The organism is Cupriavidus sp. 8B, from assembly GCF_054589115.1.
Window position 1 is genome coordinate 2,900 of the sequence record NZ_BAAILO010000391.1, and the last position, 7,291, is coordinate 10,190.

General features: G+C 55.7%; 7 protein-coding genes. All 7 read left to right on the forward strand.

Annotated features, from left to right (window positions below):
* Positions 1-179 precede the first annotated feature (179 nt).
* The gene (locus ACYP5B_RS37480; RefSeq protein WP_459572941.1) at positions 180-1,019 is read left to right on the forward strand and encodes an alpha/beta fold hydrolase; all 840 of its coding nucleotides are present in this window, start codon (positions 180-182) and stop codon (positions 1,017-1,019) included.
* Positions 1,020-1,157: 138 nt separating this feature from the next.
* A complete protein-coding gene (locus ACYP5B_RS37485) occupies positions 1,158-2,648 on the forward strand; it encodes a CoA transferase (protein WP_459572942.1) in 1,491 nt (496 codons plus the stop codon).
* Positions 2,649-3,215: 567 nt separating this feature from the next.
* The gene (locus ACYP5B_RS37490) at positions 3,216-3,788 is read left to right on the forward strand and encodes a TetR/AcrR family transcriptional regulator (RefSeq protein ID WP_459572949.1); all 573 of its coding nucleotides are present in this window, start codon (positions 3,216-3,218) and stop codon (positions 3,786-3,788) included.
* Positions 3,789-4,112: 324 nt separating this feature from the next.
* Entirely contained in the window at positions 4,113-5,222 is a 1,110-nt protein-coding gene (locus ACYP5B_RS37495; protein ID WP_459572944.1) for an alkene reductase, read from the forward strand.
* A gap of 68 nt (positions 5,223-5,290) precedes the next feature.
* Positions 5,291-5,953, forward strand: coding sequence for an NAD(P)-dependent oxidoreductase (locus ACYP5B_RS37500; RefSeq protein WP_459572945.1), 663 nt, complete (start codon positions 5,291-5,293; stop codon positions 5,951-5,953).
* Positions 5,954-6,192: 239 nt separating this feature from the next.
* Positions 6,193-6,810: a TetR/AcrR family transcriptional regulator gene (locus ACYP5B_RS37505; RefSeq protein WP_459572946.1), complete on the forward strand. Its 618-nt coding sequence runs from the start codon at positions 6,193-6,195 to the stop codon at positions 6,808-6,810.
* A gap of 22 nt (positions 6,811-6,832) precedes the next feature.
* A partial coding sequence (locus ACYP5B_RS37510) for a LysR family transcriptional regulator (RefSeq protein WP_459572947.1) occupies positions 6,833-7,291 on the forward strand: 459 nt, incomplete at its 3' end.

Consider the following 7,291-nt stretch of genomic DNA (forward strand, 5'->3'; position numbering starts at 1 on the left):
GCGTGATTCCCTTCCTTTTTGTTGCCTACGTTTTTTCCTTCATTGATCGTATCAATATTGGTTTTGTGCAGTTGCAGATGAAGGGCGATCTCGGTTGCACCTAGACAAGGAGATTCAGCTCATCTCGCACACATACTGTACGCAACCTCCTTTCCAACTCCAATTGTAGGAACGCAAAAATGAACATTGAAAATCACTTCACGGCGAAGACTCAATATGTAGAGAGCAACGGGATTCGCTACGCCTATCGGCGCTTCGGATCCGACAAGGGTACACCCCTACTCTTGCTGCAACATTTTCGGGGTGGAATGGACAACTGGGACCCGTTGGTAACAGACGGCCTTGCGCAAGGAAGGCCACTGATCCTCTTTAATAATACTGGCGTCGCAAGTACCAGCGGAGAGACGCCAGATACGATTGACGCAATGGCCGATCACGTTGCCGTATTTGTCAAAGCTCTGGAATTAACGAAAGTGGACGTTCTGGGATTTTCACTCGGCGGTTATGTTGCGCAAGGCTTTGCCCTGAGACACGCGGACCTGATCAGACGCCTGGTGTTGGTAGGAACAGGTCCTCGGAACGGTGAACCTCCTTCCGATCCTCGCATCAGGGAAGTCGCGGCAAATGCCGTACCCAGCCTGGAGGACTTCCTTTATCTGTTTTTTGCGCCAACAGAGTCTGGCCAGGAAGCCGGCAAAGCCTTCTGGGAGCGTCGCCACCAGCGCAAAGACGCGGACGTCCCCTCGTCGGTTCAGACCATGCAGGCGCAAACGGCAGCAATCACGGAATGGCGCCAGCCTCGCGGAGAACGGTATGCAGAATTGAAGAGGATCATGCATCCGACGCTGATTGTGAACGGTCAAAACGACATCATGGTGCCAACCATCAACTCGTTTACGCTTCAACAGTATATCCCCAACGCCCAACTCATTCTCTACCCGAACTCTGGTCACGGATCACCGTTTCAGTATCCGCAACTCTTTGTCGAGCATACAAAGCTCTTCCTCGACGCTGCGTAGTCGAATGGTCGATGCCGTCAGGGTTTGCTTCTAGCGAACGCGTCACAGGCTAACTTGTCCCCGAGACGGCGACCGATAAAGATTTGCCGATTGAAACTTTTGATGCGTCACCTTGTAAACATCATGATAGGAAATGACATGACCGCCGCTGAGAATATAGCGAAGAAGATCCTTTTCAACTATCGGAACCCGCTAAAAGAATGTGGTGTAGATTTGCACCAAAATCTGAAGTCGGTTCTGGATCTTTGCAACGCCTCCATAGATGATATCGGCGGGACGCTCACATTTTCTGGAGCGGACCCGATTGTAAATAGTCGTCTTCCGTTTGGTGCGATGTCTGCAATCAGCTTGGCGGCGAAAGCGATTATGGTTGCCAAAATTTGGAAGGAGCGAACCGGGGAAGGTCAAGATATTCACGTTGATGTCCCGAAAGCTCTGCGGCGGTTCACTCCGTTTTGGGAAAAAAAATGGGAGCTTGTGAATGGCTTTCCCGGAAAATCAGATCCTTACAATCCATTCTTTGCGATGCCTGTTATGCATCAAACGAAGGATAATAAATGGATAATGCCATTAAATATTTATCCTTCGATCAGGCAAAGGGCGATCTCTCTTTTGGGCGGCGGTGGAGATCCGGCCTCAATTGCTAGAGCGATCAAAGAATGGAATGCCGAAGATCTTGAGAATGCGGCCAGTGACGCAGGTGTTGTCATGGCACTCGGCCGCCCGATCGAAGAGGTCGTTAAGCTAGACGCATTTCTAGAATCAGTGGGCTTGATGCCTCTAATAGAGATCGAAAAGGTGGCAGATGGTGACCCTATCCCCTTCAAACCGAACGCAAAGACGCCGTTGGATGGCGTTCGAGCTTTGGGCACATCTCATGTGATCGCCGGGCCTTCAGTTGGCAGGAGCCTCGCATTACACGGTGCCGACGTCTTGAACATTTTTCGTCCGTCAAATGTCGAGTTGGACGTTTTTCAATATACTTCACATGTCGGAGTACGAACTGCCAAAATGGAATTGCAGGAAAATGCCCATCGCAATAGGTTTTATGAGCTTGTTTCGGAAGCCGATATTTATTTCAACAACCATCGACCGGGTTGGCGCGAAAGGTTTGGAATATCGAATTCAGATTTACGGGCACATAATCCAAACATAATCGATGTCGATATCTTCTACGCAGGAGAGGCGGGCCCGTGGTCGAATCGACCGGGGTTTGATGTTTCGGCTGGCTTAGCGTGGGGACTAAACAATATCGAAGGAACAGACGACAGGCCAGAGCACCCTCCCCACGTAGTGATATGTGACTATCCAGCCGGGTGGCTAGCTGCGACGGGTGCCATGGCTGCTCTGTATCGGCGGTCCAAAGAAGGTGGTAGTTATCGCGTCAAGGTTTCCTTGGGTCGGGTTGCGCTGTGGCTTCCAGAAATGGGTGTGTTCGATCGCGATTTTGCGAAATCAATGGCGGGATCAAAGGATGGCCATATTTATCCGGACCCGGAGCAATTTACTGTTAGCACTCCGTTGGGACAGTACACTGGAGTAACGGAAATGGTTGAGATGTCTAAAACGCCTGGCAATTACCAATATCCGCTAACTCCCATAGGGTCTTGGGAGCCAAGCTGGCTGTAACTCGACGGACGCCCTGCCAGTTGCCTTCCCATCAGATATCCACTCGGCCACTGATAATCCTCTTTGATGACTGAGTTGGCAAATGCTCGCAGGACGAGGCCTCTCGTCATTAAAAGTCGACAGCGCGAGCTGTCGTATTGGCGACCGGAGAACAGCAGTATTGCGGCAAGTACCTAAGCGTGTCCCCCGACCGTCTGTTCACTAGGGGACGAGTTCGGCGTTCTGATTCCCACCAGATCTGGTGGGAATCAGAACAATGGAAATCCAGACATCGGGCCGGCGACGCGGCTCGAAGAACTACACCCGTGAATTTCGAGCAACGGTGGTCGCGCAAGGTTTGCTTCTAGCGAGTGCATCAGAGGCTTGCTATCGCGAGTCCCATTCTTCCGGCGGGACATGGCCGATGCCATCGCGCATTGGGATGCCTTCGCCCTTGAAGACGCCGTCTGTGCACGCGGTGGGACCGTAATCGCAGTGCGTACCACAGGCGCCTCCCTTGCCGGAATTTCTGCTATTGAGCGCCAGTTCCGATACTCGAAGGCAAAGAGAAATTATTGAGTGATTGAGATGAGGGTCACAAGGGAAAAAGCAGCGCAGAACCGGGATGACGTGCTGAACAAGGCATCAGAGTTGTTTCGGGCGCGGGGACCGGATGGCGTGGGCATTGCGGACTTGATGCGCAGCGTCGGGCTGACTCACGGGGGATTTTACGCGGCGTTCGGCTCCAAAGCTGGGCTGATCGCGGAGGCAAGTGTTCGCGCGCTGGAAAAAAACGTTGAGTACTGGACGCAGTTCAATCCAGCAAGCTTTGCTCAGGAAGTGCCGCGGAGAATGGCTGAGTATCTCGATGCATCGTTCCGTGATGGCCCGGCACATGGTTGCCTTGTTTCCGCACTGGGCCCCGAACTGTCAAGACAAGGTGAGCAGACACGGCATCTTGTCACAGAGGGCGTCAAGCAACTGCTCGATGTGCTCGAACACCGCATGCCCGCGAAGCTGTTTGCGCAGCGACGTGCGCAGGCCATAGCCGCCTATGCTGCGACGGTAGGAGCGCTTGTTCTGGTGCGTCTCGTCGACGACGAGGCGTTAGCGAGTGAAATTCGAGACGCGGTCGCCAATGCAATGCCTTCCCCTCAATAGATGAAGGTGTGTCTCTGAAGGAGCCGAAGGACGCCGCGCTCCAATGAAGACAGGCTCTTAGAAGAGCTGTCGTCGCCCATCAATAGTCAAGAACGATTTGATTCATGGTTTCCAGGAGAGTGTGGCTATTGCCGAGTGTCGGCACAATTGCCCTCATACAGGTCGTGTCACGCGCAGCCCGGGCTGGCGTAATTTTTGACTTAACATCTTGAAATACGAGACGACCGGTCGTATTATGTTTAGAAGGATCCCGGCAGCCGTCATGGGCGGAAAGCCGGTTGCCTTTCTTTCGCGACCTGTGATTGCACGCTAAGGATCAGTCATATGTCATTGCCTTCACTTTTTTCGTCAATTCAAGTCGGACGTTATGAGCTCGCTCACCGGGTGGTCATGGCACCGCTAACGCGGATGCGCGCCGGGCAGGGCAGCGTGCCCAACGATCTGGCGCCGGCATATTACGGCCAGCGCGCTACGGGCGGTGGCTTGATCATCGCCGAAGCGACCCAAGTCACGCCCTCTGGCCAGGGCTATCCCGCAACACCCGGAATCCACTCCGCCGCGCAGGTGGAAGGCTGGAAGAAGGTAACGGATGCGGTCCATGCAAAGGGAGGGCTCATCTTCCTACAACTCTGGCACACCGGCCGATCGTCCCATTCGAGCTTCCAGCCAAATGGCGAGTTGCCCGTCGCGCCTTCCGCGATCGCCATCGAAGGTCATTCGACATTGACGCCGGAGTGGAAGAGGGTGCCGTACGAGACGCCGCGCGCGCTTGAACTTGCGGAGATTCCGAAGCTCATCGAGAGCTATCGTGAAGGCGCGAGAAATGCAATGGCCGCAGGATTTGACGGCGTGGAACTGCACGGCGCCAACGGCTACTTGATCGAACAGTTCTTGCACAGCCGGTCCAACCGTCGGACGGATAGCTATGGCGGGTCGATTGAAAACCGGGCGCGGTTGCTCCTTGAGGTAACGGTGGCGCTGATCGAAATTTGGGGCGCCGATCGCGTCGGTGTTCGACTGTCGCCGTTCGGCACGTACAACGATGTCGGTGACGACGATCCGATTGCCCTTTATAGCTATGTCCTCACTCAGCTTGACGAGCTTGATATTGCCTACGCTCACCTGATCGAAGCACGTGATGGCGCGGGGATGGAAATCGATGCCCCGCAGGCGGTGGACCGGCTCAGGCCCTTCTGGCACAAGACCTTGATCCTTGCGGGAGGCTTCACGGCCGAGTCGGCGGATGACGCGATCCGCTCGGGTCGCGCCGATGCGGTGGCCTTTGGAAGGCAGTTCATTGCCAACCCGGACCTGCCTCACCGGCTTAAGGCGGGTGCTTCGCTGAATGCCTATGACCGCTCGACGTTCTACGGTGAGGGCGCCGCAGGTTACATCGACTATCCAGCGCTGGAGACGGCACGCGCAGCAGAGTGACCGCCGGGCCCGAACTGGGGCCTTGGCTCGCAAGCCAACAACAATTCCCAATGACCCAGGAGTACCGAATGCATGTAGCTCTACTGGCATCCACAGGCCGTGCAGGCCGAACCATCCTCGATGAGCTCGTTCGCCGCGGCCATCATGTCACGGCAGTGGCGCGTAACCTGGACAAGCTTCCTGGGGGTCTTCCCGAAACCGTCACGGCGGTGCAGGACGACCTGACGAGCGTCGACCGCATCGCGGAAATTATTCGCGGAGCGGATGCGGTGGTGAGCGCCTTTGGTCCATCGAGCAGTGATCCGCGCTATTCGACGGATGTTAGCTATACGGATCAATTGGTCAGTGTTACCGAGCGACTGATTGCCGCGGTTCGCGAGGCCGATGCACCTCGCCTGATTGTGGTGGGAGGAGCCGGATCCCTTGAGTTCTCTCCCGGCGTGACTGTACTTAAGTCTGGCTATTGGCCGGAGCCTTACGTCAACATCGCCACTTCTCACATGAAGGCCTTTGCCGCGCTGCGGGCATCCGACATCAACTGGACATACTTCAGCCCGCCCATGTTGATCACCCCTGGTGAGCGAACCGGTCAGTTCCGCCTGGGGGGCGACAGCCTTATCAAGGATGCGGAGGGGACAAGCCGGATCTCGTTCGAAGACTATGCGGTCGCGCTGGTCGACGAACTCGAAAAGCCAGCGCACGAGCGTTCCCGCTTCACCGCCGGCTACTAACAGCGTTCTGGTACTGGCGAATCCGATGGCTGCCGCAGCCTAGCCGGCCGCTCGCTCGGCCGCCAGTCCACCACGACTGCAACGATCGGCAGGGACTCACCTGCCGGCATTTCAACAGGCACACGCAGTGCTTCGCGCGGGGTGTGCGGCTGCTTTTACCCCCAATGCCATCGAGGCATTGACAATCTGCCTCCCAGGACTCAATATAAGACGACCGGTCATAAATATAAGAGCGGAACATGGTATTGGAAACGAAGGGGGCCCGCCGAGGCCCGAAACCAAAGCCGCACACGCGAGACAGTCTGATCCGCGCAGGCGTGCAGATGCTGCATGACAGCGGCTACACAGCCACTGGCATCAAGGACGTCGTGGACGCGGCGGAGGTGCCAAAGGGTTCCTTCTACAACCATTTCGATAGCAAGGAATCGTTTGGGGCCGAAATCGTTGACTTCTACTTCGAGAGTGGCTTCGTAGAACTACGCGCGCTGCTATGCAATCCGGACCTGGGCCCGATTGAGCGGCTGCGCGCCTATTTTGAAGAGCGAATTCGCGGCTATGAAGCGGCTGGCTATATGCGCGGATGCATGCTCGGCAACCTTAGCTTGGAAGTCGCTGACCACAGCGCACCGATTCGTGAGCGACTGGAGGTCCATTTCAAGACCTGGAGCGGCCTCATTGAAGACTGCATCGCTGAGGCGCAGCAGCGGGGCGACATCAGCAATCGGATGCGTGCGTCCATGCTTGCCCAGTTCTTGTTGAATAGCTGGGAAGGTGCACTGTTGCGGATGCGCGTGGAGAAAAGCGATGGCCCATTGAGGGACTTCGTGAAGGTCATATTCGAATCGGTTCTCGTATAAGCCGCTTTGCAAGGATGGAAGGATGAATCCGCCGGACCTGTCAGGCATTGAATTGCTGCGCACGGCAATTGGACAGGATGCGCCTCGTTCATCGATGGCGTCGACGATCCCGATGGCGCGGCTTCAAAGCGAAAGCGCTCGCGGTTCCGCTATTCATCGAGTATCTCGAATGGACCTGAATCTGATCACGTTGTTTATTGAGATTGTGGAGTGTCACGGCTTGGCTGCCGCAGCGCGCAAACTCAATATGTCGAAGTCAAACATCAGCCAGAGACTCAAGGTGCTCGAGCGTGAAACAGGAGCGCAACTTGTTCGAAGATCGGCACGCAGTTTCGAACTGACCGAAGCGGGGCAGGTGCTCTACGCCAGCGGACGGCGTATGCTGGACGATCTGGATAACGCCCGTGCATCCATCGACATGCTTGGGCACACGCTGACGGGGCGGATTCGCATCAGCGTACCCACCGGCATTGGCAGATTA

What these genes read in the sequence shown, in the direction of transcription:
- ACYP5B_RS37490 (WP_459572949.1), top strand. Translation starts at nt 3,216, where the DNA reads ATGAGGGTCACAAGGGAAAAAGCAGCGCAGAACCGGGATGACGTGCTG.
- ACYP5B_RS37480 (WP_459572941.1), top strand. Translation starts at nt 180, where the DNA reads ATGAACATTGAAAATCACTTCACGGCGAAGACTCAATATGTAGAGAGC.
- ACYP5B_RS37505 (WP_459572946.1), top strand. Translation starts at nt 6,193, where the DNA reads ATGGTATTGGAAACGAAGGGGGCCCGCCGAGGCCCGAAACCAAAGCCG.
- ACYP5B_RS37495 (WP_459572944.1), top strand. Translation starts at nt 4,113, where the DNA reads ATGTCATTGCCTTCACTTTTTTCGTCAATTCAAGTCGGACGTTATGAG.
- ACYP5B_RS37485 (WP_459572942.1), top strand. Translation starts at nt 1,158, where the DNA reads ATGACCGCCGCTGAGAATATAGCGAAGAAGATCCTTTTCAACTATCGG.
- ACYP5B_RS37500 (WP_459572945.1), top strand. Translation starts at nt 5,291, where the DNA reads ATGCATGTAGCTCTACTGGCATCCACAGGCCGTGCAGGCCGAACCATC.